Annotated in this window: 19 protein-coding genes; 15 read left to right on the forward strand and 4 right to left on the reverse strand. The window is 59.3% G+C overall.

Translation table 11 applies throughout. From position 1 onward, the window contains the following. The first annotated feature begins 4 nt into the window (after nt 1-4). Entirely contained in the window at nt 5-748 is a 744-nt protein-coding gene (locus ACWKV9_RS07560; protein WP_483835469.1) for an SRPBCC family protein, read from the forward strand. 494 nt (nt 749-1242) lie between these two features. Here ACWKV9_RS07560 and ACWKV9_RS07565 read toward each other — a convergent pair whose 3' ends face one another. Next, the gene (locus ACWKV9_RS07565) at nt 1243-1758 is read right to left on the reverse strand and encodes a MarR family winged helix-turn-helix transcriptional regulator (protein WP_483835470.1); all 516 of its coding nucleotides are present in this window, start codon (nt 1756-1758) and stop codon (nt 1243-1245) included. 413 nt (nt 1759-2171) lie between these two features. On the opposite strand from ACWKV9_RS07565, the gene ACWKV9_RS07570 reads away from it, so the two are divergent. From ACWKV9_RS07570 to ACWKV9_RS07630, 13 genes are all read left to right on the forward strand, one after another. After that, a complete protein-coding gene (locus ACWKV9_RS07570; RefSeq protein ID WP_483835471.1) occupies nt 2172-3437 on the forward strand; it encodes an amidohydrolase/deacetylase family metallohydrolase in 1266 nt (421 codons plus the stop codon). 14 nt (nt 3438-3451) lie between these two features. After that, a complete protein-coding gene (gene hpxZ, locus ACWKV9_RS07575) occupies nt 3452-5035 on the forward strand; it encodes an oxalurate catabolism protein HpxZ (protein ID WP_483835472.1) in 1584 nt (527 codons plus the stop codon). A 180-nt stretch (nt 5036-5215) separates the two neighbouring features. Then, a complete protein-coding gene (locus tag ACWKV9_RS07580; RefSeq protein WP_483835473.1) occupies nt 5216-6823 on the forward strand; it encodes a gamma-glutamyltransferase family protein in 1608 nt (535 codons plus the stop codon). A gap of 654 nt (nt 6824-7477) precedes the next feature. Next, nucleotides 7478-8191: a TetR/AcrR family transcriptional regulator gene (locus ACWKV9_RS07585; RefSeq protein ID WP_483835474.1), complete on the forward strand. Its 714-nt coding sequence runs from the start codon at nt 7478-7480 to the stop codon at nt 8189-8191. 214 nt (nt 8192-8405) lie between these two features. Next, nucleotides 8406-9464, forward strand: a complete 1059-nt coding sequence (locus tag ACWKV9_RS07590) for a Rieske 2Fe-2S domain-containing protein (RefSeq protein ID WP_483835475.1) — start codon at nt 8406-8408, stop codon at nt 9462-9464. Beyond that, entirely contained in the window at nt 9451-10410 is a 960-nt protein-coding gene (locus ACWKV9_RS07595) for a PDR/VanB family oxidoreductase (RefSeq protein WP_483835476.1), read from the forward strand. Before ACWKV9_RS07590 ends, ACWKV9_RS07595 begins: the two co-directional genes overlap by 14 nt. Nucleotides 10411-10499: 89 nt before the next feature. Beyond that, nucleotides 10500-11735, forward strand: coding sequence for an FAD-dependent monooxygenase (locus tag ACWKV9_RS07600; protein ID WP_483835477.1), 1236 nt, complete (start codon nt 10500-10502; stop codon nt 11733-11735). A gap of 194 nt (nt 11736-11929) precedes the next feature. Then, entirely contained in the window at nt 11930-13150 is a 1221-nt protein-coding gene (locus ACWKV9_RS07605) for an ABC transporter substrate-binding protein (protein WP_483835478.1), read from the forward strand. 251 nt (nt 13151-13401) lie between these two features. Beyond that, nucleotides 13402-15348 carry an ABC transporter permease gene (locus ACWKV9_RS07610; protein WP_483835479.1) on the forward strand — a complete coding sequence of 649 codons (1947 nt, stop codon included), beginning with the start codon at nt 13402-13404 and terminating at the stop codon, nt 15346-15348. Beyond that, nucleotides 15345-16127, forward strand: coding sequence for an ABC transporter ATP-binding protein (locus ACWKV9_RS07615; protein ID WP_483835480.1), 783 nt, complete (start codon nt 15345-15347; stop codon nt 16125-16127). Before ACWKV9_RS07610 ends, ACWKV9_RS07615 begins: the two co-directional genes overlap by 4 nt. Further along, nucleotides 16124-16897 carry an ABC transporter ATP-binding protein gene (locus tag ACWKV9_RS07620; protein WP_483835481.1) on the forward strand — a complete coding sequence of 258 codons (774 nt, stop codon included), beginning with the start codon at nt 16124-16126 and terminating at the stop codon, nt 16895-16897. Before ACWKV9_RS07615 ends, ACWKV9_RS07620 begins: the two co-directional genes overlap by 4 nt. Nucleotides 16898-17141: 244 nt before the next feature. Next, the gene (locus tag ACWKV9_RS07625) at nt 17142-17471 is read left to right on the forward strand and encodes a hypothetical protein (RefSeq protein ID WP_483835482.1); all 330 of its coding nucleotides are present in this window, start codon (nt 17142-17144) and stop codon (nt 17469-17471) included. Nucleotides 17472-17626: 155 nt separating this feature from the next. Further along, on the forward strand, nt 17627-17998 hold the full coding sequence (locus ACWKV9_RS07630) for a histone-like nucleoid-structuring protein, MvaT/MvaU family (RefSeq protein WP_483835483.1): 372 nt from the start codon (nt 17627-17629) through the stop codon (nt 17996-17998). 351 nt (nt 17999-18349) lie between these two features. On the opposite strand, the gene ACWKV9_RS07635 is transcribed toward ACWKV9_RS07630, so the two are convergent. Further along, entirely contained in the window at nt 18350-18781 is a 432-nt protein-coding gene (locus ACWKV9_RS07635; RefSeq protein WP_483835484.1) for a nuclear transport factor 2 family protein, read from the reverse strand. A gap of 202 nt (nt 18782-18983) precedes the next feature. Here ACWKV9_RS07635 and ACWKV9_RS07640 point away from each other — a divergent pair, with 202 nt between their 5' ends. After that, entirely contained in the window at nt 18984-19178 is a 195-nt protein-coding gene (locus tag ACWKV9_RS07640) for a hypothetical protein (RefSeq protein WP_483835485.1), read from the forward strand. A gap of 36 nt (nt 19179-19214) precedes the next feature. On the opposite strand, the gene ACWKV9_RS07645 is transcribed toward ACWKV9_RS07640, so the two are convergent. Together ACWKV9_RS07645 and ACWKV9_RS07650 are read right to left on the reverse strand one after the other, a co-directional pair. Further along, nucleotides 19215-20318, reverse strand: a complete 1104-nt coding sequence (locus ACWKV9_RS07645; protein WP_483835486.1) for a catalase family protein — start codon at nt 20316-20318, stop codon at nt 19215-19217. A gap of 129 nt (nt 20319-20447) precedes the next feature. Next, on the reverse strand, nt 20448-21737 hold the full coding sequence (locus ACWKV9_RS07650; protein ID WP_483835707.1) for an Nramp family divalent metal transporter: 1290 nt from the start codon (nt 21735-21737) through the stop codon (nt 20448-20450). Nucleotides 21738-21809 lie beyond the last annotated feature (72 nt).

A 21809-nucleotide genomic window follows, 5' to 3' on the forward strand; every position in this document is an offset into this window, starting at 1 on the left:
CGCCGTGGATATCGAACAAAGTTTCAGCGTCCCGTTCAGCCCTGAGCTGGTCTGGAAAAGCTTTCTGGACGTGGAGGGTATCGTCACCTGCCTGCCAGGTGCCTCGCTTACCGAGCCGCCGAAGGGTGATGAACTGGCGCTGGCGATGACCGTCAAACTGGGCCCGATCGTCGCGGCGTTCAAGGGGGAGGGGCAGATGAAACTTGATGAGGGCACCCATAGCGGTTTGGTCAGCGGTCAAGGCAATGACCGCAAGAGTGGTTCGCGGGTCAAGGGTGAGGCGAAGTTTGAGTTGCTGCCGGAAGGCGCTGGTACGCGGGTCAACGTGGTGGTGGATTACTCGATCACCGGGACGTTGGCGCAGTTCAACCGTGGCGGTATCGTGCGGGAGCTGGCGACTCGCATGACCGATGCGTTTGCGCTCAATCTCAAGACCCGACTGGAGGCGGCGAATGAAGGGGTGGTTGAGGTTGGGCCTGTTGTTGGGGACGAACCGGTCGCTTTGGGTGCTCCGGTTGCTGCGGATGCCTCGGTGGTGGAGGATTTGCGCGTCCAGTGCGCAGCGCCAACTTCGCTAACCACGGCTGACCCTCTCGCCGCACCCTACCAGGCCCAACCCAAGCAAGCTCGCCCGGCAGCCGCGCCACCGCTGGACCTGGGCAACATGTTCTGGAGCGTAATGCTCAATCGTCTGCGCAGCCTGTTCGGCCTCAAACCCAAAACCCGCTGCCCAACCTGCGGCAAGTGATCTTGATCGTCCTCGCACGCTAAATTCGTGGGAGCGGACCTGTCCGCGATATAGGTGTTCCGCCAATACATTTCCGGTGCCCGACGCTCAGTCTTCGCGGACAGGTCCGCTCCCACAGGTTCATGTTATCCATCCGTTGATCGATAACTGAAAGGTCGCTTTTGATTCTGGTCGAAGGCCGTAGGAGCCTTGCTTGCAGGCGATGGGCTGCCTAGCAGGTCTAAACCAGCCAGGGCGGTTTTACCTGGTCCACCGCGTGCACCGGTTCTGCTGCCGCTTCGCGCCAGATCGCGGGACAAGCCACGCTCCTACGCCTTCGGCAGAAGCGGTTCGCGGGGAACGATCAAGCCGCGATGAAAAGCTGTGAATTCTGCTCACACCCTCACACTCACACTCACACTCACACTCACACTCACACTCACACTCAAACTCAACCTCACACCCAACCTCACACCCACACCTACCCTCACACCCACACCTCACACCTGACCCCCTCAATCATCCCGGCCAAGCTTGAACGGGGCGCTGCCGACGTCGTTGTTGGCTTCCACCAGGCGGATCAATTGCAGCATGAACAGCGCCCGTTGTTCTTCAGGGATCTGCTCGATGGTGCGGTCGTGGGCGCGTTGTACGTTCACGTTCATCTTCTTGAGCAGGTAAAGCCCTTTGCGGCTGAGTTTGACCAGCTTGACCCGACGGTCTTCGGTGCTCTGCCGGCGTTGGAGCAAACCGCGAGCCTCAAGCCGTGGGATGACTTCAGCGACGCTGGTGCGTTCCAGCCCGATCTCATGGGAGAGGGTGTTCTGGTCCATCTCGCCGTGGGTGCCCAGCGCTGTCATCAGGCTGTACTGCACGGGCGTGATGTTGAATTCGCGGGTTTCATCCAGGAACAGCCCGCAGTGAATCTGGTGCAGGCGGCGAATCAAAAAGCCAGGGCGTCCCAGCAGCGCCGAGCGGCCCAGGGCGGTGCTCAATTCTGTCTGGAGGTCATCGTCTTGCGTCGTAGTCATGGGTCGCGGATAAACCTGTTGTCAGTGGAGCCGTCAGGCCGAAAAACCAGGTCGGTACGTTGGAAACCGAAGGTCCGGATTATAGGGTAAAAAGTGGCATGCCTCTTTGTTTTACGGCACGTTTCACCGCCATGTTTCCCGTGATTATGCCTGCCCGCACGCGCAATGGGAGTCTGCCTGATGTGTGGCATACCTCCGAGTGCGCGAGCATGGTGCGCGCAGGCTCTAAACGGTGCAGAAATCAACGTTTTGAAATCCTGTATAAACACATAAAAGAAGGTATGCCACGTTTATTTATATACAGATAAATTGATCTATTACAGATAGATAGCCTAAAGATCAGCGGAGGATAGGAAGAGCTGGCACACCGATTGCGTCGCATCTTGCACCCAAGACTCTCCCAGAAGACTTCCATGAAAACGATCCTTCTTTACGGTGGTCGCGTTATCGATCCTGCGAACTCCATTGATACCCTCTGCGATGTATTGATCGAAGGGGATCGCATCAAGGCCGTCGGCAGTTTGATCGATAGCGACGCGGCTAAAAGTGCTGAACTTATCGATTGCACCGGCAAGCTGGTGTTGCCCGGTCTGATCGATACTCACAGCCACGTTTATCAGTACGTCACCGGACGATTTGGCCTCAACGCCGACATGTGTGGTGTGCATTCGGGCGTTACTACGCTGATCGATCAGGGTGGGGCCAGCTGCATGACCTTGCCAGGCTTTCGCAAGTTCATTGCAGAGCCAGCTGACACGCGTGTGCTGTCGTTTCTGTCGGCATACCTGGTCGGTGGGCTTGAAGGCCATTTCTACCCTGAACTGTATCGCCCCGAATGCGCGGATGTGGCGGCGACGGTCAAGTCGGCACTGGCCAACAGCGATATCGTCAAAGGCATCAAGGCCCATGCCGAACTCGGTGGTTTTGCCCGCTGGGGGCTGGACGTGATGAAAAAAGCCGCGCAGATCGGCGAACAGACTTCGCTCCCCGTTTACATCCATTTCGGCCAGTTGTGGCCGATGCCGGATCAGCCCGAATATGACATCGACCCGGACAGCATTTTCCCCCAAGTGCTTGATCTGCTGAAGCCGGGTGATGTTCTGGCCCATCCCTTCAGTCGTCACCCCGGCGGCTTCGTCGAACAGAATGGCCAGATGCATCCGCTGGTCAGCGAGGCCATCGAGCGCGGTCTGAAAGTCGATGTCGGCCACGGCTCGCACTTCAGTTACAAGATGGCGGCGAAGGTGATCGATGCCGGTGTGGTGCCCGATACGCTTGGATCGGACATGCACGGCTACAACACAACCGTGCCCGCGCCTGCAGGCACGGCGGACGAGCATCCGGATGAAGAACACCTGTTTACCGGCACCTCGCGTTTCAGCCTGGTGTCGACCATGGTCAGCATGATGGCGCTGGGTTTGAGCCTTGAGCAACTGGTGCCGATGGTCACCAGCAACGCCGCAAAACTGGCAGGCATGAGCGATGAAATCGGCACTCTGGGCGTGGGTCGGGAGGCCGATGTCAGCGTGCTTAGTGACGAGGAGGGCGCATGGTTGCTGCGCGATAACGAAGGCACGGAAGTGATTGCGCGGCGCATGCTGCAACCGGTGTTCTGCCTGCGGGCCGGCAAACGTTTTGATGCTGTCGCGCAAATCCTGCCTGTCCCTCGTGTCGCCTGACGGTAGGCCTGCCCATGAATCACGATTTGAATCCGGCTGACGTTCAACGATCTGACCTACACACAGCGCTGGATCGGCTGTACGCGGTGAGTCCGATATGGACCGACGTGGCCAGTGCCAGAGAGGCGGTGGGCCTGGAGCCGATGACGCTGCTGCACGCCGGGCCGCCGTTCGCCAACCCCGGCCAACCCAGTGCGCCGGTGTTGTCGTCCGCTGTGTTGTGCTGCCTTTATGAAGGCTGGGCTAGCACCGAATCGGACGCCGAAGCGATGATCGCCGATGGCCGCGTGCGCCTGCTGCCCGCTCAAAATTACCGCATCGTCACACCGCTTGCTGCGGTGATATCTCCCTCTACCAGTCTGGTGAAAGTGAGTGATACCGCGCAGTGCAATAGCCCGTGCTGTTGGTCTTTGCTGAGCAGCGGATTGGGTCCGCAACTGCGTTTTGGCTCGCGAAACCCGGCGATCTTGCAGCGCATGGCCTGGCGCGATGAACATCTGGCCCCGGTCCTGCGCGATGTGCTGCAACACTCGCCGATAGCATTGACCCCTCTTGCCATTGCGGGTTTGCGAGGTGGCGATGATTTGCACAGCCGCACGACGTTTGCGACAGCAGCGTTGCTGGAAGCGCTGTCGCCATCGCTTGAGGTCGCTGATGTGCAAGCCATGCTTGCGACCACGCCACTGTTCTTCCTGACGTTGTGGATGGCCGCCTGTTATCTGATGCTCGATGCGACACGCAGCAATGACTCCTCGCCAGCCGCAAAGCTGGTGCTTGCCTTGGCGGGCAATGGCATCGACGCCGGTGTGAGGCTGGCGGACGCGCCTGAAGTCTGGATCACTGCGCCAGCCCATGTGCCCCAAGGGCCTAGGATCACGGCCACAACCGTCTCCGCCTGCCCGATGTTGGGCGATAGCGGCGTCATCGATGCTGCAGGGTTCGGCGCTCAAGCCTGGTTCCATGCCCGCGAAGCTGCCAGCGATATGCGCGGCTGGTTGCCGGGATCATCCGAGCGAAAGCCGCTCTGGTTGGTCGGCAGTCACCCCGATTTCATCGAATTTGGCCTGGGCAGTGCGATAGATGGTGCTCAGGTTTGCCGCGATCAAACCGCGCCCTCTGTCGCCATTGCCATGCTCGACGCTGGTGGTGAGCAGGGTCTGCTGGGGCGTGGCGTGTGCCTTACTGATCCTGCGCTGTTCGGCGCCGAGCCAGTACCGGCTCCGTTGGTCAACGACGCTCGAACCCTGGCCGGATTGAATGAGGCGTTCGAACGCTATGAGCGCGCACTGACTGGCAACGATGTGGCAGTGCTCGACGAGTTGTTCTGGAACAGCCCCCACACCTTGCGCTACGGCGCGAGTGAGCATTTGTATGGATACGATTCGATTCAGGCGTTTCGGCGTGAGCGTCCCGGAAAGGGGCTCGATCGCACGATACTGGAACGTTCGGTGACCAGTTTCGATGACGCTTTTGCGGTCACCAATATCGTCTTCAGTCGCGAGGGCCATGCACGTCTGGGTCGGCAAACCCAAAGCTGGGTGCGCATCGGCGGAAATTGGCGGATTGTTGCGGCCCACGTCAGCTGGATGGACCGATGAGCACGCGATTGCAGACAAGGTTTAAGCGGCGCCGTTATGGCGCAGGGTTTCGGTGTGCTGCCGTCGCCCGCTGACGCGTCTACGCGCCGAGTCTGCGCAATGTCCGCCGGACCATGAAGGACGTATTCGATCTCGCTTGTTGCATCACCAACCTATCTTTAAACCTCCCGGGAAATCCTGATGCCGCATATTCTCAATCCTGTTCGTGGTACCCGCGCCATGGCCGTGGCGCCGCACGCGCTGGCGGCACAAAGCGCTTTGGCGGTGATGCGCGAAGGTGGCAACGCGGTCGAAGCGATGATTGCGGCGGCCGCCACCATTGCTGTGGTGTACCCGCACATGAACAGCCTGGGAGGTGATGGTTTCTGGTTGATCGCCAAACCGGGCGAAAAACCCCTGGCGCTGGACGCTTGCGGCAGTGCAGCGGCAGGCGCGTCACTTGAGAGCTATCGCGATCTGGGTTTGCAGAGCATCCCGTTTCGCGGAGGGCTGGCGGCCAATACCGTGGCGGGTACGGTCTCTGGCTGGGAGGCGGCGCTGGACTGGCAGCGTGGCGCACTGGCCGGTCGGCTGCCCCTGAACCGTTTGTTGGGCGATGCCATTCAATATGCGCGTGATGGTATCCCGGTTACCCGCAGCCAGAGCCGCTGCACGTCCGACAAACAGGCTGAACTGGCGTCGGTCACCGGGTTCAGCGATACCTTTTTGCACGACGCAGCGGCGCCGCTGACCGGTCAACGGTTCCGCCATCCGCGACTGGCCGACACCCTTGAGCGTCTGGCCACTGCCGGTCTGAGCGACTTCTATCGCGGCGATCTGGCACGCAGCATCGCTTCGGAACTGGAAGCAGCGGGCAGCCCGCTGCGCCTGATCGATTTGCAGGGGCAACGGGCCGATTGGCGCGAAGCGTTGGTGCTCAGCCATTCCCGAGGAGAGGTGTATAACTTTCCACCGCCGACCCAGGGGTTGGTCTCGCTGCTGATTCTGGGGCAACTCGACCGCCTGCTGACCCCGGAAATGGACGCCTTGGGTGCGCCATTCGTGCATGCCTGCGTTGAGGCGACCAAGCGCGCGTTTGCGATCCGCGATCAACACATCACTGACCCTGCACACATGAGTCAAGACGCCCAGGCTTTTTTGACCCCGGCACGGCTCGACGCCATGGCCAGCGCTTTTGATCCTCAGCACGCCGCGCCGTGGGGCAAAGGTGTGGGCCCTGCCGATACGGTGTGGATGGGCGTGGTGGACAACGAAGGTGTAGCGGTCAGCTTCATTCAAAGCCTTTACCACGAGTTTGGCAGCGGTATCGTTTTGCCTACCTCGGGTTTGAACTGGCAGAACCGGGGCTGCAGTTTTTCTCTCGATCCGGCTGCGCGCAATCCATTGACGCCGGGCCGCAAACCCTTCCACACGCTCAACCCGGCAATGGCTCGCCTCAACGATGGCCGCACGCTGGTTTACGGCAACATGGGCGGCGACGGACAGCCGCAATCCCAGAGCGCAGTGTTCAGCCGAATCGTGCATTTCGACATGAACCCGCAGGCGGCCATCGACGCGCCCCGCTGGTTGCTCGGCAGAACCTGGGGCAATGCCAGCGACAACCTCAAGCTGGAGGCGCGCTTTTCTGCCGCGTGTGTCCAGGAACTGAAAACCCTTGGGCACGATATAGAGATCCTTGAGGATTACGACGAAAGCATGGGCCATGCCGGCGCGATCATTCGCCATCCGGACGGTCTGCTCGAAGGAGGCTGCGACCCTCGCAGTGACGGGGCCGTGGCCGGATGGTGATCTCCCGGCTCCCGCAAAACCCGGGAACGAGCGCTGGCGTGGACCGCGTCCGCACGAGGCTGGCAACGGGTTTTACCTGATACACCGCACTCGCCAGCTTCGTCCGAATGCGGCCCGGACCAAGCCTCGCTCCTACAAGTTCGGCGGATACGTGAACGATCGTTATTGCGATTGCCATATGGCGTTTCGATTGAAGATCGCGGCGCTTCTGCCGAAGGCGTAGGAGCCTTGCTTGCAGGCGATGGGGCGCGCAGCGGCCCTGAATAAGTGGGTTGAATCAGGCACACCGGATCCACAGGTCTTACTGCCGCTGCGCGCCAGATCGCGAGCAAGCTGCGCTCCTACGGCCTGCGGCCAGAATCAAAAGCGCGATCGCAGATGAGTGATCATCCACGGGCTACGCTCCAACAGGTCCTCGCCAGCTTCGCGGACAGGTCCGCTCCCACGGGTTTTCGATCTTGGCTTCCACGGGGTCGCGGCTGATTCGTAGGCACGCTTTGTTTCAACGGGTTGTGTTCTGCTGTGCTGGCACGAACGCTGCTAAGATTTAAAGAGTTAATCAATTAATTAATTTTTTCGCTGATGTCATGCCCTTCAACGCGAGCGTTAAAGGGCAGTGAGCAACTGATTTGACTCTGAATATGGCAGGTATCGATGCAGACGATTATGGGCCGACGCGGCACTGCGCCCTTGCCGGTGGGACAGGGCAAGGCCAAGACCAAAGCCAAGAAAAAAGGACCGGGACGCCCCGAAGGCGCCAGCAATGTACGCGACGAAATCCTCGACGCCGCTGAAGAGTTGTTCGCCAACCTGGGCTACGCAGGCACGACGCTGCGTGAGGTTTCGCAGCAAGCCAAAGTCACTCAGGCGCTGATCAACTATTACTTCGGTTCCAAGTACGGCCTGTTTGAAGAGGTGTTCCTGCGGCGCGGTGCTGCCGTTTCGGACGAGCGACTGAAAAACCTGGAAGTGCTGCAAGAACAGGGCGAGCCCTTGGAGGTGCGGCAAATTGTCGAGGCTTTCCTGCTGCCCACCGTCATCCTGCGCACAAGCGTGCAAGGTCGACATTTCCTGCGTCTGCAAGCGCGACTGCACACCGAGCCGCCAAATATTTCCTACGCCTTGCGCGACAAAGCCTACGGGACCTCGACCCAGCGCTACGTCGATGCACTCAAAGAAGCGGTCCCCGGCCTGACCGATCTCGACGCCAACTGGCGGATCACCCTGATGGTCGGCACCTACCTCTACGCGTTCTCTGACAGCCACCGCATGGAGGACCGTTTGCCGGACGGCCAATACGATCCCGATGACTGGAAGTCTCTGATCCATCAGGTCACCAGTTTTGTGGTGGGCGGCATGTCCGCCTGAGGCATGACAGCAGACTGCGCACCAAACTGGACGCAGACTTGGCACCGACTCCACCAAAACAGTGCCCGCTGCCAGAGCGGGCGTGACGGCCAGGTCAGTAAAACTCATAGAAATCAATCATCTAAAAATTCATCGTGGCTTGGCACGCCTTCTGCTACCTATTAATTAACGAGTTGATTAATTAATTTGCATCCTGATTAGCAGAGGCATCGTGATGAACCTGATCGCTGTTTCATCTCACCAACCGATTACCGCCAACGACGGCTGCCAAGACCCTGTTTTGCTCAACGATTGGCATGTCGTGGGCTATAGCAGTGATTTCGTCGAGGGCTCTATTTATCCGGTGCGGCTGCTGGAGCGCGAGCTGATTGTTTGGCGCAGTGCCGATGGCCAGGTGCATGTCTGGGAAGATCTGTGCATCCACCGCGGCGCCCGGCTTTCCAAGGGTTGGATCAAGAACGATTCGGTGGTTTGCCCTTATCACGGCTGGCAATACGACGGCAGTGGCGCCTGTACGCTGATGCCAGCCGCGCCGGATGAAAAGCCGATGAAAAAGGCCAAGGCATTTCCTTACTCGGCAGTGGACCGGTACGGTTTTGTCTGGACATGCCTGGGCGAGCCAGCTGAGGACATTCCAGTGTTTCCCGAGTGGGAAGACGACCGCTTCATGAAAGTCCACAGCGGCCCGTATATCTACGACGCCAACGGCTTTCGCGCTGTCGAGAACTTCATCGACGCCTCGCACTTTCCATTCGTGCACGCCGGCCTCAACGGTGTGATGGACAAACCGGATCGCCTTGACCCCTACTCGGTGGAAGAGGTCGACTCGGGGCTTCGCTCCTCCGAGGTGCGAGTATTCCAGCCGTTTGGCGATGCCCGGGGCAAGCCGCTGGTGGCGTTTTACACCTACCACACGTTCCGTCCGCTGGTGGGTTACTTCTCCAAACGCACCCAGGATTCGGATGCTGAAGGCAACGTCATCAGCGATAAGTCCGACACTTTCGCCACGCTGTTCACCGTGCAAGCGCTCGACGCGAAGCACAGTATCGTGCGCGTGTGCGCTGCCATGGACGTTATGCCTCGGCCTGATCCGCAGGCGGTGCGCGAGCGTGCCGACGTGGTTTTTGGTCAGGACCGCGACATCGTCGAAAGCCAGCGCCCGGAGCGCATCCCGCTCGAACTGCGCTACGAGTTGCACCACCGCACCGACCTGATGGGCCAGCGTTATCGCACCTGGCTGCGCAACAAGGGCATCAGCTATGGCGTTATCTGACGGCGTGCTCAAGGTCCGGCTGCAGGCCATCGAATACGGCGCGCCGGGGATCAATTTATACACCTTCGAATCCCTCGATGGCCTGCCGTTGCCGGTCTATGAGCCCGGCGCGCACATCGACGTCGCCATGGGTCCGGAAACGTTGCGCCAGTATTCATTGCTGTGGCCTGCGGTGAATCCTGCTCAGTACCGCATCGCCGTGCAGTTGTCGGAAGCAGGGAAGGGCGGATCACGGCAGCTGCATTTTGAATCCGTCGTGGGCGCGACCTATGACGTGTCATCGCCGCGTAATCATTTTCCGCTGCATCCCAGCGACGAGGAGTTTCACCTGTTTGCCGGAGGGATCGGCATCACTCCGATTATCTCGATGTATCGCCGGTTGAAAGCCGACGGCCGCAAGGTGTCCTTGTACTACTGGGCCAGCGGTCCGGAACACATGCTGTTTCATGGGCAACTGTGCCGAGAGGATCACAGCGTGTACCTGTTCCATACCCGCACCGCAGCCGTCGCGCCGCCGCGTTTGAAAGACCTGCTCCGCACCTTGCCGGACAGCGCACAGCTTTACTGCTGCGGCCCGCAGGGGATGATCGATGAGTTTGACCGCCTGACCCTCGAACGACCGGAAGCCAACACCCATCGTGAACGTTTCAGCGCCACCACCGACGCCCTGCAACCGGGCGACAGCTTTCGCGTCCGGCTGCAGCGTTCAGGTCTGACGCTGACCGTTGCTGCCGACCAAACCTTGTTGCAGGCCTGCGAAGCAGCGGGGGTCGATGTGGCTTATTCCTGCGAGGAAGGCGTGTGTGGGGCGTGCGAGGTCAAGGTGTTGGCCGGCCTGGTGGAGCACCGTGACACGGTGCTGACTCCGGGCCAACGCCAGCGCAACGAAAGCATGATGATCTGCTGCTCGCGGGGCGTGGGCGACGCGTTGGTACTGGATCTGTAAAGCCCGTTTTTTTTGAGCGATTAATTAATTGCTCGGCCAATTATTACGACGCGCTGTGACGATCTTATCGCACAGCAGGAGGAAGACCCATGGATCGAGCATTGCGAGTCGGCATCATCGGCGCCGGTATCGGCGGCGTCACCCTGGCCCGCGCCCTTGAGCAGCGAGGCATCGAAGCGCGCATTTTCGAGCGCGCGCCGATGTTCGGCGAAGTCGGCGCAGGCGTGCAGATGACCCCCAACGCGGTCAAGGTGCTGTCGGCGCTGGGTCTGGAAGATCAGCTGAAAAAGATTGGTTTCCTGCCGCACGCCATGGTGGGGCGCAACTGGAAAACAGCGCGCGAACTGTTCCGCACGCCGCTCAAGGAAAGCTGCCCGTCGCTGTACGGCGCCGAGTTTTATCACGTCCATCGTGCTGACCTGCACGCCGCTCTGGCCAGCGACATCAAGCCCGGTCAGGCGACATTCGGCGCCTCGTGCAACGGATTGATCCAGCACGGTAATACCGCTGTGGCGCAGTTCGCCGATGGCACCGAGCTCGAAGCCGACCTGATTGTCGGCGCCGACGGCGTACGTTCAGTGATCCGCGAGCAGTTGTGGGGCCAGGAAGCGGCCAACTACACCGGCCATATGTGCTGGCGCGCGCTGGTCAATGTCGACAAGCACCCGCTGCCGTTTGTCAGCCCTGATTCCAGCTTCTGGATGGGCCCCAAGGGCCACGTGGTGACGTATTACGTGAAGGGCGGTTCGATGGTCAACATCGTGGCCGTCAACGAAAGCCCCGCGTGGGTCGAGGAGTCCTGGAATGCCAAGAGTACTCAGCAAGAGATGCTTGCCGGGTTCGAAGGCTGGCACCCGAACCTGATCGAACTGTTCAAGCGCACCGATCCCGATGCGATCTTCAAATGGGGGCTGTTCGATCGCGATCCGATGAAGACCTGGTCCAAGGGCAACGCCACGCTGCTCGGTGACGCGGCTCACCCGATGCTGCCGTTTTTGTCCCAGGGCGCGGCGATGGCCATCGAGGACGGTTACGTGCTGGCGCAGTCTCTGGCGTTTCACGGCCCGCGCCAGTTGCAGCAGGCCTTGGGCGCCTATGAACTGGAGCGTTTGCCGCGTACCAGTCGGGTCCAGCTCGAAGCCCGCGAACGCGGACGCACTTATCACCTGCCGTCTGCCTGGTCGCAGCTCAAGCGCGACATGACCTACCGCTGGCGACAACTGCTCAATCCCAACGCCGTGGGCATTCAGGCCAACTGGGTTTACGAATACGACGCCCGGGATTGCGAGGCGCGGTTTGCTCAGGCGCAGAAGATTTCGGCCTGAATTTGCGCTCGTTTATCACTGCGTCGAGCGACCAGCCCGGCGCGGTGCTGAACCGGTTCCGGCGCGCTTAAAACAACAAGCCTGATTGGCATACTCGTTGCTCGTTAATTAACTGCCCATTTAATAATGGTCGTCCGAGCCTGGAACGCCCTAATGCTGTGCAAGCCTTTCACCTGATCAGCTTGGAGAGAACCATGATTACGCGTGCACGTTTCACGAAATCGAGCCTGTTGGCAGGCTTGATCGCTCTGGCCGTCAGTGGCGTCGCCTGGTCGGCGGACACCATCAAGATCGGCGACATCAACAGCTACAAGTCGCAGCCTGTGTTCACCGACGGCTACAAGAAAGGCATGGAGCTGGCCATCGAGCAGATCAACGCGGCGGGCGGGGTGGAGGGCAAAAAACTTGAGCTGGTCACCCGCGATGACAACGCCAACCCCGGCGATGCGATTCGTCAGGCCGAAGACTTGATCAACCGTGAACACGTCGATGTGCTCGCCGGTGCTTTCTACGCTCACATTGGCACAGCGCTGTCCGATTACGCCAAGCAGAAGAAGCGTTTTGTGCTGATCACCGAAGCCCTCAGCGACAACATCGTCTGGAGCGCGGGCAACCGCTACACCTACCGCCTGGATGCTTCGACGTACATGCTGACTTCGGCGCTGGTGGACGAAGCGGTCAAGCTCAACAAGAAGCGTTGGGCGCTGGTGTACCCCAATTATGAGTTCGGCACCGCTGCGGCCAGTGCCTTCAAGGCCATGCTCAAGGCTCGCCAGCCGGACGTGGAATTCGTGACCGAGCAAGCGCCGCCGTTCGGCAAAGTCGATGCCGGCAGCGTGGTCCAGGCACTGGTTGACGCCAAGCCGGACGCGCTGTTCAACGCCCTGTTCGGCGCTGACCTGGCCAAGTTCATCCGCGAAGGCACCACCCGTAACTTCTTCGGTGAGCAGTTGCCGGTGCTCAGCATCATCACCGGTCAGCCTGAATACCTTGAGCCGCTGAAGGACGAGATTCCGCAAAACTGGACCGTCACCGGTTACCCCTGGTACAGCATCGACACGCCAGCGCACAAAGCTTTCGTCGACGCGTACCACGCCAAATACGGCACCGAAAACCTGCGCTTTGGCTCGATCATCGGTTACTCGGCCATCCAGTCCATCGCGGCCGGTATCAAGGCGTCTGGCGGCAAGACTGATTCCGAATCGATGGTCGAGGCGTTCAGTGGCTTGAAAGTGAACACCCCGGACGGCCCGCTCGAATACCGCAAGATCGACCATCAAGCGACCTGGGGTTTGTACGTCGGCAAGCTGGCGGTGAAAGACGGCTCAGGCGTGATGGTCGATTACACCTTCAAGCCCGGCGCCGGGTTGCTGCCGTCGGATGACGAAGTGCGCAAGTTGCGTCCGGCTGAGTGAGGCGTAGTTTTTGATTCTGCCCGGAGGGCGTAGGAGTCCGGCTTGCCGACGATCTGCCGCGAAGCGGTAGTAAAACCGGTGCATGGGGTGGGTCAGACACCTCGCGATGTCTGGACCGGGACCGCTGCGCGGTCCATCGCCTGCAAGCAGGGCTCCTACGCCTTCGGCAGAAGCAGATACCAACACATCTCTACATCGTTGCACCGCCCGTAACAAAAGCAACACAGCATCACCTTGCAATCGAGGACCTCATGGACTTTTCAGCTTTTCTTGCTCAGTTACTAAACGGCCTGGCAGAGGCCTCGTCGCTGTTTCTGGTGGCGTCGGGGTTGTCGTTGATTTTCGGGGTCACCCGGATCGTCAACTTCGCCCACGGCTCGTTCTACATGCTGGGCTTGTACATCGCTTATTCGGTGGTCGAACACCTGATGGGCTCCCTCGGCGCGGCCGGGTTCTGGCTGGGTCTGGCGCTGGCTGCGATCTCGGTCGGGTTGATCGGCGCTGTGGTCGAAATCGTCTTGTTGCGGCGTATCTACAAAGCGCCGGAATTGTTCCAGTTGCTCGGCACTTTCGCGTTGGTGTTGGTGATCAACGATGCCGTTCTGGGTTATTGGGGCGCGGAAGAACTCCTCGGCCGCCGCGCCCCCGGCTTGAGCGGATCGGTAGATATCCTCGGACGGCAATTCCCCACGTACAACTTTTTCCTGATCGCAATCGGCCCGGTCGTGCTGGGGCTGGTGTGGCTGTTGCTGGTGCGCACACGTTGGGGCGTGCTGGTTCGCGCGGCCACTCAGGATCGCGAAATGCTTGGCGCCTTGGGCGTCAACCAGGCGTGGCTATTCACCAGCGTGTTCGCCCTCGGCGCTATGCTCGCCGGGTTGGGCGGGGCGGTGCAGTTGCCCCGCGAACCGGCGAGCCTGACGCTGGATCTGCGTGCCATCGGCGAGGCCTTTGTCATCGTCGTGGTCGGCGGCATGGGCTCGCTGCCCGGCGCTTACGTCGCCGCGTTACTGATCGCTGAAATCAAGGCGCTGTGCATCGGTCTGGGTACGGCCACGCTGTTCGGCATCACGATTTCGTTTTCCAAACTGACGCTGGTGATCGAGTTTCTGGTCATGGCGGTGGTGTTGGTGGTTCGCCCGTGGGGGTTGATTGGCAAGCCCCAGGCCACCAGTCGCAACTCGGCGCCCATCGAGGCACCGATGCGGCCCGGATCGCCGACCTTCAAATGGCTGATCGGCGGACTGTTGCTGGTGCTGGCCGTGCTGCCGTTGCTCTCGACCTGGCTGCCGTACGCCAGCGTGCTGACCCAGGATGTGCTGGTGACGGTGCTGTTCGCGGTCAGCCTGCACTTCATCATGGGTCCGGGCGGTATGCATTCGTTCGGCCATGCGGCGTATTTCGGGCTCGGCGCTTATGGTGCGGCGATCCTGTTCAAAGTGCTGACAATGCCCATGCCCCTGGCGTTCGCCTTCGCGCCGTTGGTAGCCGGGTTTGGCGCGCTGATTTTTGGCTGGTTCTGCGTGCGGCTGTCCGGCGTCTATCTGGCGATGTTGACACTGGCGTTTTCGCAGATCGTCTGGTCGGTGGTGTTCCAGTGGGAAGACGTGACCGGCGGCTCCAACGGCATCACCGGCATCTGGCCTTCGAGCTGGCTGGACGGCACCGCCTATTACTACCTGACCCTGGTGCTGGTCGCGGCGAGCGTGTTCATCGTGCGACGGATTCTCTTCGCCCCGTTTGGCTACAGCCTGCGGGCCGCGCGGGATTCGGCGCTCAGGGCGGATGCGATCGGCATCGACGTCAAGCGCGTGCAGTGGATGGCGTTTGTCATCGCCGGGCTGTTCGCAGGTCTTGCCGGGGCGCTGTATATCTTTTCCAAGGGCAGCATTTCCCCGGACGCCATGGCGGTCGGCAAGTCGGTGGACGGTCTGGTGATGGTCTTGCTCGGCGGCATTCAAAACCTGCTCGGCCCGGTAGTCGGCGCCAGCGTGTTCAGCGTGTTGCAGGACTACATCATGCGCGCCACCGATTACTGGCGAGCGGTGTTCGGCGGGGTGATTCTAGTGTTGGTGCTGGTGTTCCCTCAGGGTATCGCCGGCTTCTTCCAGCAAGTGGGCGAGAAGTGGCGCGGCTGGCGTGCAAACGCTGCGGCCCAGCGTGAACCGCTGTCCCCGGCAATGGAGAAACAGGCATGACGCTGCTTGAAGTACGTGATCTGAACAAATCATTCGGCGGCGTTCGCGCGGTGGACGGCATCAATTTCGACCTGCATGAGGGCGAGTTGCTGGCCTTGATCGGCCCCAATGGCGCTGGCAAGTCCACGACGTTCAACATGGTCGGCGGGCAGTTGAAGGCGTCCGGCGGTTCGATCCGATTGATGGGCCAGGAGCTGGTCGGTATGCGCCCGCGAGATATCTGCCGGATGCAGGTCGGGCGGACTTTCCAGATTGCTGCGACCTTTGCCTCGCTGACGGTGATGGAGAACGTGCAAATGGCGCTGCTCTCACACCATGGCCGAGCGTTTTCGCTGTTCAGGTCGGCGCGCAAGCAATATCGGGAGGAGGCGCTGGATTTGCTGGCTCAGGTCGGCATGCTCGCTCACGCCGAGAGGCCGTGCAGCGAGTTGGCCTATGGCGACGTCAAGCGCGTGGAGCTTGCCATGGGGCTGGCCAATGACCCCAAGTTGCTGCTGATGGACGAACCCACTGCTGGCATGGGGCCGGAAGAGCGTAACGATTTGATGGCCCTGACCAAGCGGCTGGTGGTGGAGCGCAAGATGGCGGTCTTATTCACTGAACACAGCATGGACGTGGTGTTCGCCTACGCCGACCGCATGATCGTGCTGGCGCGCGGCCGGCTGATCGCCGAGGGTGCTGCCGATTACATCCGCAATCACCCGAAGGTGCAGGAAGTGTATTTCGGCACCGGCAAGACCTTTGAAAAAGAGCTGACGTCGTCGGAGGTTCCGGTATGAGTGCAGTGCTTGAAAACCTGTCTCCGGCAACCACCGCCGCAAACGCCGAGCCTCTGCTTGAGGTGTCCGATCTCAACGCCTGGTATGGCGCGGCACAGATACTTTACGACGTGAGCCTGAATGTTCGGCGCGGCGAAGTCGTGGCCTTGATGGGGCGCAATGGCGCGGGCAAATCCACCACGCTCAAAGCGTTGATGGGGATGCTGGCGCGGCGTCGCGGCACTATTCAGTTCATGGGCCGTGACGTTGCTGCCCTTGAGCCTTTCCAGTTGTCGCGCCTGGGGTTGGGATTTGTGCCCGAAGACCGCCGGGTGTTCACCCACCTGACCGTCACGGAAAACCTCGAAGTCGGGCGTCAGGCGAATCGGCGATGGCCCGATGGCACTGAAGCGCTGAACTGGACGCCTGCACAATTGTTCGAGTTTTTCCCCAATCTGGGGGAGATGCAGGACCGTCCCGGCGGACAAATGAGCGGAGGCGAACAGCAAATGCTCACCGTCGCTCGGACCTTGATGGGTAATCCTTTTCTGATTTTGCTGGATGAACCGTCCGAAGGTGTGGCACCGGTGATCGTCGAGCAAATGGCGCAGATGATCCTCGCGCTCAAGGCCAAGGGCGCGAGTATCTTGCTGTCCGAACAAAACCTGCATTTCGCCGAACTGGTCTCGGATCGAGCCTATGTTTTGGAGAAGGGCCAGATCCGCTATCAAGGCAGTATGTCGGAGTTGGCGGCCAATGAAGAGGTCCGCAAGGCTTATCTGACGATGTAGCGCGAGCGCCCGGCGCGCCTACTGGGTATGTCAAAAGCCTTCGCGGGCAAGCGCGCTCCTACAGCGATTTGCGGCGATTGCACGGATCTGCGTCGAACGCCAAAGCATGTAGGAGCGCGCTTGCCCGCGAACAGGCTGGTTTATCCAACAGCTCCCTCGTTGCTGAAAGAGTCACAGTGCTGGCCCCCTGATTGTAAATTCTTAGGCAAACTCGCTTCCTTTTCAGAACGTTAGGTGCGGCTGCATGCGGATTTGTCTATTGGTGCTGGTGTTGGGGAGTTTTTCGGGTGCTGCGTTTTCGGCACAGGCAAAGACGCTGAGCAAGCATGATCGTTATGTCTGCAACTGGGGATCGGGCGTTGCCGGATCGGCGCAAGCCTCCAAACTGTCCCGCGTCTCGCTATATGGGGCACGCAATAAAGTCCAGGCGCGTAAATATGCTCAGCCGTGGATGCGCATGATGGCGCTAGGCATTACCGAGCAAACCTACGACAGTTCATCGCGTCTCAAGCCTGCGGCAGTCAAGCAAACCTACTATGAAGATTGCATCAAACACGAAATGGCGCGTCGATAAAGAGGTGGTAATGGATTGCGGATTACACCCGTTTCATGCGCGGGTTAAACATGAAAGCGGCTTGAATCGAATTAATAACGGATGACTCTTGGCTTTTGAGGCGTTAGCATTGTGTGTGCGTAACGCGCTCCCCCTAAGTCAATGGAATTTAATCAATGTCTCGTCTCGCCGAATTTCGCAAACTTGAACAGCAACTCGCTCAACATCTGGCAGAACTAGAATCGCTTAAAAACGATTCCGGTCTGCAGAAAGAAATTGAATTCGAGACCAAATTGCGCGCACTGCTGGGCGAGTACAGCTTCAGTCTGAAAGACGTCATCAATATTCTTGATCCACAGGCCTCCCGCCGTTCCCAGCTGCAAGCTGTTGCACCGGTCAAAGCCCAGCGCAAAGCACGCGACATGAAGGTTTACAAGAACCCTCACACTGGCGAACTGGTAGAAACCAAAGGCGGCAACCACAAGCTGCTCAAACAATGGAAAGCCGAGCACGGTGCAGACACCGTTGAATCGTGGCGCTCTAACTGATTCCCAAAGCCGCATTCGTGCGGCTTTCTTTTTTGCATTTGTCAGCCGTTTTGATGTGACCAGTTGTTTCAAAGTATCCACAGTTTCACAGTAATTCATTTGAATGAATGTGGACTGTCTTATCTGGCGTCCGTCAGCGCACCTCAAACAAATACTCGGCGACGGCTTTTGTTAACGCATCGTCAGCACCAAAGCTTCCCTCTCTAACACTCACTGGCTATTGGCTAACACTGCCGTGAATGTCACGCCATGCTCAATATTTGATGCCCGGCTAACAAAGCCGCTACAGGTTTTGGCAGTAGTGTAGAGACTGGCTCTGCCGCACTCGGCAACAGAGCCCTCGTTCGTCAATCAGAACTTGAATGCCTGACGACCGATCAGCAGCCATTTACCGCCCTGTTTTTGCCAGATCTGAAAGTTCTCGATTTCAGTAGGGACTTTTTTTCCGCTGTTGTTGGCTTGGGCGGAGAAGTGGTTGCGCACCAGTGCGACGTCGCCGCTCATGTTGATAGTCTGGTTAAGCATCTTCAGATCATCAAAGCCGCTGACACCGGTATCAATGTCGGAAATGAATTCTTTCTTGGTCTGGACCTTGCCGCTGGAATGGCCGTAAGTCAGGTTCTCGGCGGTCAGTGCTTCAAGTGCGGGAATGTCGTGGTGCCACATGGCCTGGGTAAGTTTGTCGACTGCAGCAGCAACATCCTGTTCACCGGGGGCGCTGGTGGCGGATGCATAGCCACTGAACAGACACAGAAATCCAACTAGCAATTTTACTTTTCTCATGGGTATTTCCTTATTGTTGTTGTAGGACATGACCGAGTTTTAATGCGCTCGTATGTCATCATACAACTGCGTGCCTACGCAATAGAGTTAACGTGGGGCTCGGCTTGATTCAATGACTGGCGCACGCGCGCCGGGGAACCTGGCGGCTTGATCCGTTGCCCCTATATTTAACGTCATTCAATTCGCCGAGCAGAGAATAGCCATGCGAGAAATCATCAACAAGGAACCGTGGTGGGCTGCGCCGCCCACGCCAGGTCAGGACGAGTCCGAACTGGAGTGGGGCTGGCTAGTGATATACAGCGAGGGAGAGCCACGGTTTGAGTTCGTCAAACAGCGGCCTTCAGAGAGCGAGATCCGCAACCGCAAAAGTTGCCGGATCACCCCCCAATCAGATTAAGAGGCGCCTATCGTTCGGGCGCCTCACCTACCGGCATCAAGCATCATCGAGCGAACGTGGTTCATGCATCGGACAACCGTTGTGCTGGCTTCGAAACCCGGCCGAATGCTCATACGCCGGTTTGCGCACCCGATTCACGCCGCCCAGTGGACGATGCGCAGCAAGACCATGCCACGGGCTGAAGCTCATGCCCTCATCGATGGCCTGTTTACGTGCCTCGGTCCACGAGCCTTGACGCGGCACTTCGATGCGCGCCACGGTCACGAACGGGCTCAGTTCCTCGTCCCATGGCACGGACGCGTCTTCGATAGGCATCTTGTCCAGATCAGTAGCCAGCTGTACGCGCACTTCCCACACGGCGTCGTTGTTGGCAAAAAATATCTGCACCGCTTCGCGCAGGCCGTCCGGTTTGTCATCGAGATCGATCTTTTGATCGGTCAGCTCAGTCAGGTTCGCAGACACTGGTACCACGCTGATCTTGGCGTAATAAGGGCCGTACAGCACAGGCACCACGGTGCTGAAGGTCTCGCCCAGGATGTGGGTGAGCGGATGGCCGCCAAGGCTTTTCAAGGTCCCGCTTTCCCCACCGACAGCTTCTACCGCCGTCTCGATGCCGCGCAGCACGGCGGAGAACGCTTTTTTCATGCCCGGCGCTTTGTCGGTGGTCTTGGCCAGCAGCTTGAGCGTCTTGAGAAATGCCTTGGGGTCCGATGCTGTAAACGCTTTGGCGTTTTGCATGACGAAATCCTGCGTCACTGCGCCTTCACCGCCGGGCAGTCGTTCGCCTTCGACGCCAATAATTTTGATCGCCAGACCACGCGGCGTGGAGACTTTGTCATCCAGGATGTCGCCGGGATTGGTCGAAAAGCGCATGGCGACAGGCAATGTGCCTGGCGTGGCGAAAGCACCTTGGGCCAACACCGATCGCAGGCCGTCCAGAATATGAATATGGCCGTGCAACAAACCATGGGCCTTGGCATGAACACTGCGCACAGCGTGGCCGGAATCCTGGTAAGTGGTTTCGAGGATGTCATGCATCGCGTCGACCAGACCCTGGCTGGTTTCAGCCTCATCTTCAGGAATCTGTTCGAACGACGGTTGGAATATCAACGGCTGGAGATTGCTGCTTATCACGGTCATGGGCGCTACTCAGTCAGATTGATCCGGTGCCAGCGCGCAGTGCAGTTCTCATCGACTTTTGCACACTGGTAATCACCTGACTCGTCCTGTGTAGCGCGGTTCAGTCAACTTGACGGATGTCCCTGCCTGTCAATCCCGGAACATCCCGACCAGCAAAATCAGATTCAGGCTGACGATGAGCAGCGCGATAAACCAGGCGCATATTGTGAGGGATCTGCCGGTGACCAGATTGCCCATTAGCTGCTTGTCGGAGACGAAACGCACCAGCGGGATCACCGCAAAGGGTAGCTGCATTGACAGAATGACCTGGCTCAATACCAGCAGTTTGGCTGTGCCACTGGCGCCATAAATACTGGTCACGATAATCACCGGAATGATCGCCAGCCCACGGGTGATCAGGCGCCGCAGCCAGCCAGGGATTTTCAGGCGCAGAAAACCTTCCATGACAATCTGCCCGGCCAGCGTCGCGGTCACCGTGGAGTTGATGCCGGAAGCCAGCAGTGCCACGGCAAACAGGGTCGAGGCCATTGCTACACCGAGCATTGGCGAGAGCAAATGGTAGGCCTGCTCGATTTCGACCACATCGGTTTTTCCGGCTTTGTGAAACACCGTCGCGGCGGTGATCAGAATCGCCGCGTTGACGAACAGCGCCAGCATCAACGCGATGCTGCTGTCGGTGACGGCCCAGCGCAGACCGATCTTGCGACCGGCGTCGGTGCGCGGGTAGGCGCGGGTCTGGACGATGGAGGAGTGCAGGTAAAGGTTATGGGGCATCACCGTGGCGCCGATAATGCCAATCGCCAGGTACAGCGCCGCTGGATTGGTGATCACTTCAGTTTGTGGAATGAAGCCTGCGAGCACTTCAGCGAACACCGGGTCCGCGAGGAACATCTGGATGGCGAAGCAGACGAAAATAAGCGTCAGCAAAGCAATGACGAATGCTTCCAGCGCACGAAACCCTCTGTTCATCAGCAGCAGAATCAGAAAAACATCCACCGCCGAGATCACTGCGCCCCACACCAGCGGGATGTCGAATAGAAGATTTAGCGCGATGGCAGTACCGATGACTTCTGCCAGATCACAGGCGATGATCGCAATTTCGCAGGCCAGCCATAACGCCAGACAGACAGGTCGGCTGTAACGCTCGCGGCAGGCGCGCGCCAGATCCCAGCCTGTGGCAATGCCCAGCCGTGCCGACAGGGCTTGAAGCACAATTGCCATGAGGTTGGAAAGCAGCACAACTGAAAGAAGCATGTAGCCGAACTGCGAGCCGCCAGCGATATCGGTCGCCCAATTGCCGGGGTCCATGTAACCCACCGCAACCATGTAGCCGGGGCCGGTAAACGCCAGCAGCCGTTTGAACCAATTACCGGTCTGGGGCATGGCGATACTGGCGCTCATCATGCCGCCGCCCAGCATTGATTCAGAGGCGCGCGCTTCGTTTTCGCTTGGTGGCATCGAATGTCGCCTGGGTGGTAAAGAACAAGGGCG

Source organism: Pseudomonas corni, assembly GCF_057128765.1.

What these genes read in the sequence shown, in the direction of transcription:
- ACWKV9_RS07565 (WP_483835470.1), bottom strand. Translation starts at nt 1,758, where the DNA reads ATGACTACGACGCAAGACGATGACCTCCAGACAGAATTGAGCACCGCC.
- ACWKV9_RS07570 (WP_483835471.1), top strand. Translation starts at nt 2,172, where the DNA reads ATGAAAACGATCCTTCTTTACGGTGGTCGCGTTATCGATCCTGCGAAC.
- hpxZ (WP_483835472.1), top strand. Translation starts at nt 3,452, where the DNA reads ATGAATCACGATTTGAATCCGGCTGACGTTCAACGATCTGACCTACAC.
- ACWKV9_RS07580 (WP_483835473.1), top strand. Translation starts at nt 5,216, where the DNA reads ATGCCGCATATTCTCAATCCTGTTCGTGGTACCCGCGCCATGGCCGTG.
- ACWKV9_RS07585 (WP_483835474.1), top strand. Translation starts at nt 7,478, where the DNA reads ATGCAGACGATTATGGGCCGACGCGGCACTGCGCCCTTGCCGGTGGGA.
- ACWKV9_RS07590 (WP_483835475.1), top strand. Translation starts at nt 8,406, where the DNA reads ATGAACCTGATCGCTGTTTCATCTCACCAACCGATTACCGCCAACGAC.
- ACWKV9_RS07595 (WP_483835476.1), top strand. Translation starts at nt 9,451, where the DNA reads ATGGCGTTATCTGACGGCGTGCTCAAGGTCCGGCTGCAGGCCATCGAA.
- ACWKV9_RS07600 (WP_483835477.1), top strand. Translation starts at nt 10,500, where the DNA reads ATGGATCGAGCATTGCGAGTCGGCATCATCGGCGCCGGTATCGGCGGC.
- ACWKV9_RS07605 (WP_483835478.1), top strand. Translation starts at nt 11,930, where the DNA reads ATGATTACGCGTGCACGTTTCACGAAATCGAGCCTGTTGGCAGGCTTG.
- ACWKV9_RS07610 (WP_483835479.1), top strand. Translation starts at nt 13,402, where the DNA reads ATGGACTTTTCAGCTTTTCTTGCTCAGTTACTAAACGGCCTGGCAGAG.
- ACWKV9_RS07615 (WP_483835480.1), top strand. Translation starts at nt 15,345, where the DNA reads ATGACGCTGCTTGAAGTACGTGATCTGAACAAATCATTCGGCGGCGTT.
- ACWKV9_RS07620 (WP_483835481.1), top strand. Translation starts at nt 16,124, where the DNA reads ATGAGTGCAGTGCTTGAAAACCTGTCTCCGGCAACCACCGCCGCAAAC.
- ACWKV9_RS07625 (WP_483835482.1), top strand. Translation starts at nt 17,142, where the DNA reads ATGCGGATTTGTCTATTGGTGCTGGTGTTGGGGAGTTTTTCGGGTGCT.
- ACWKV9_RS07630 (WP_483835483.1), top strand. Translation starts at nt 17,627, where the DNA reads ATGTCTCGTCTCGCCGAATTTCGCAAACTTGAACAGCAACTCGCTCAA.
- ACWKV9_RS07635 (WP_483835484.1), bottom strand. Translation starts at nt 18,781, where the DNA reads ATGAGAAAAGTAAAATTGCTAGTTGGATTTCTGTGTCTGTTCAGTGGC.
- ACWKV9_RS07640 (WP_483835485.1), top strand. Translation starts at nt 18,984, where the DNA reads ATGCGAGAAATCATCAACAAGGAACCGTGGTGGGCTGCGCCGCCCACG.
- ACWKV9_RS07645 (WP_483835486.1), bottom strand. Translation starts at nt 20,318, where the DNA reads ATGACCGTGATAAGCAGCAATCTCCAGCCGTTGATATTCCAACCGTCG.
- ACWKV9_RS07650 (WP_483835707.1), bottom strand. Translation starts at nt 21,737, where the DNA reads ATGCTGGGCGGCGGCATGATGAGCGCCAGTATCGCCATGCCCCAGACC.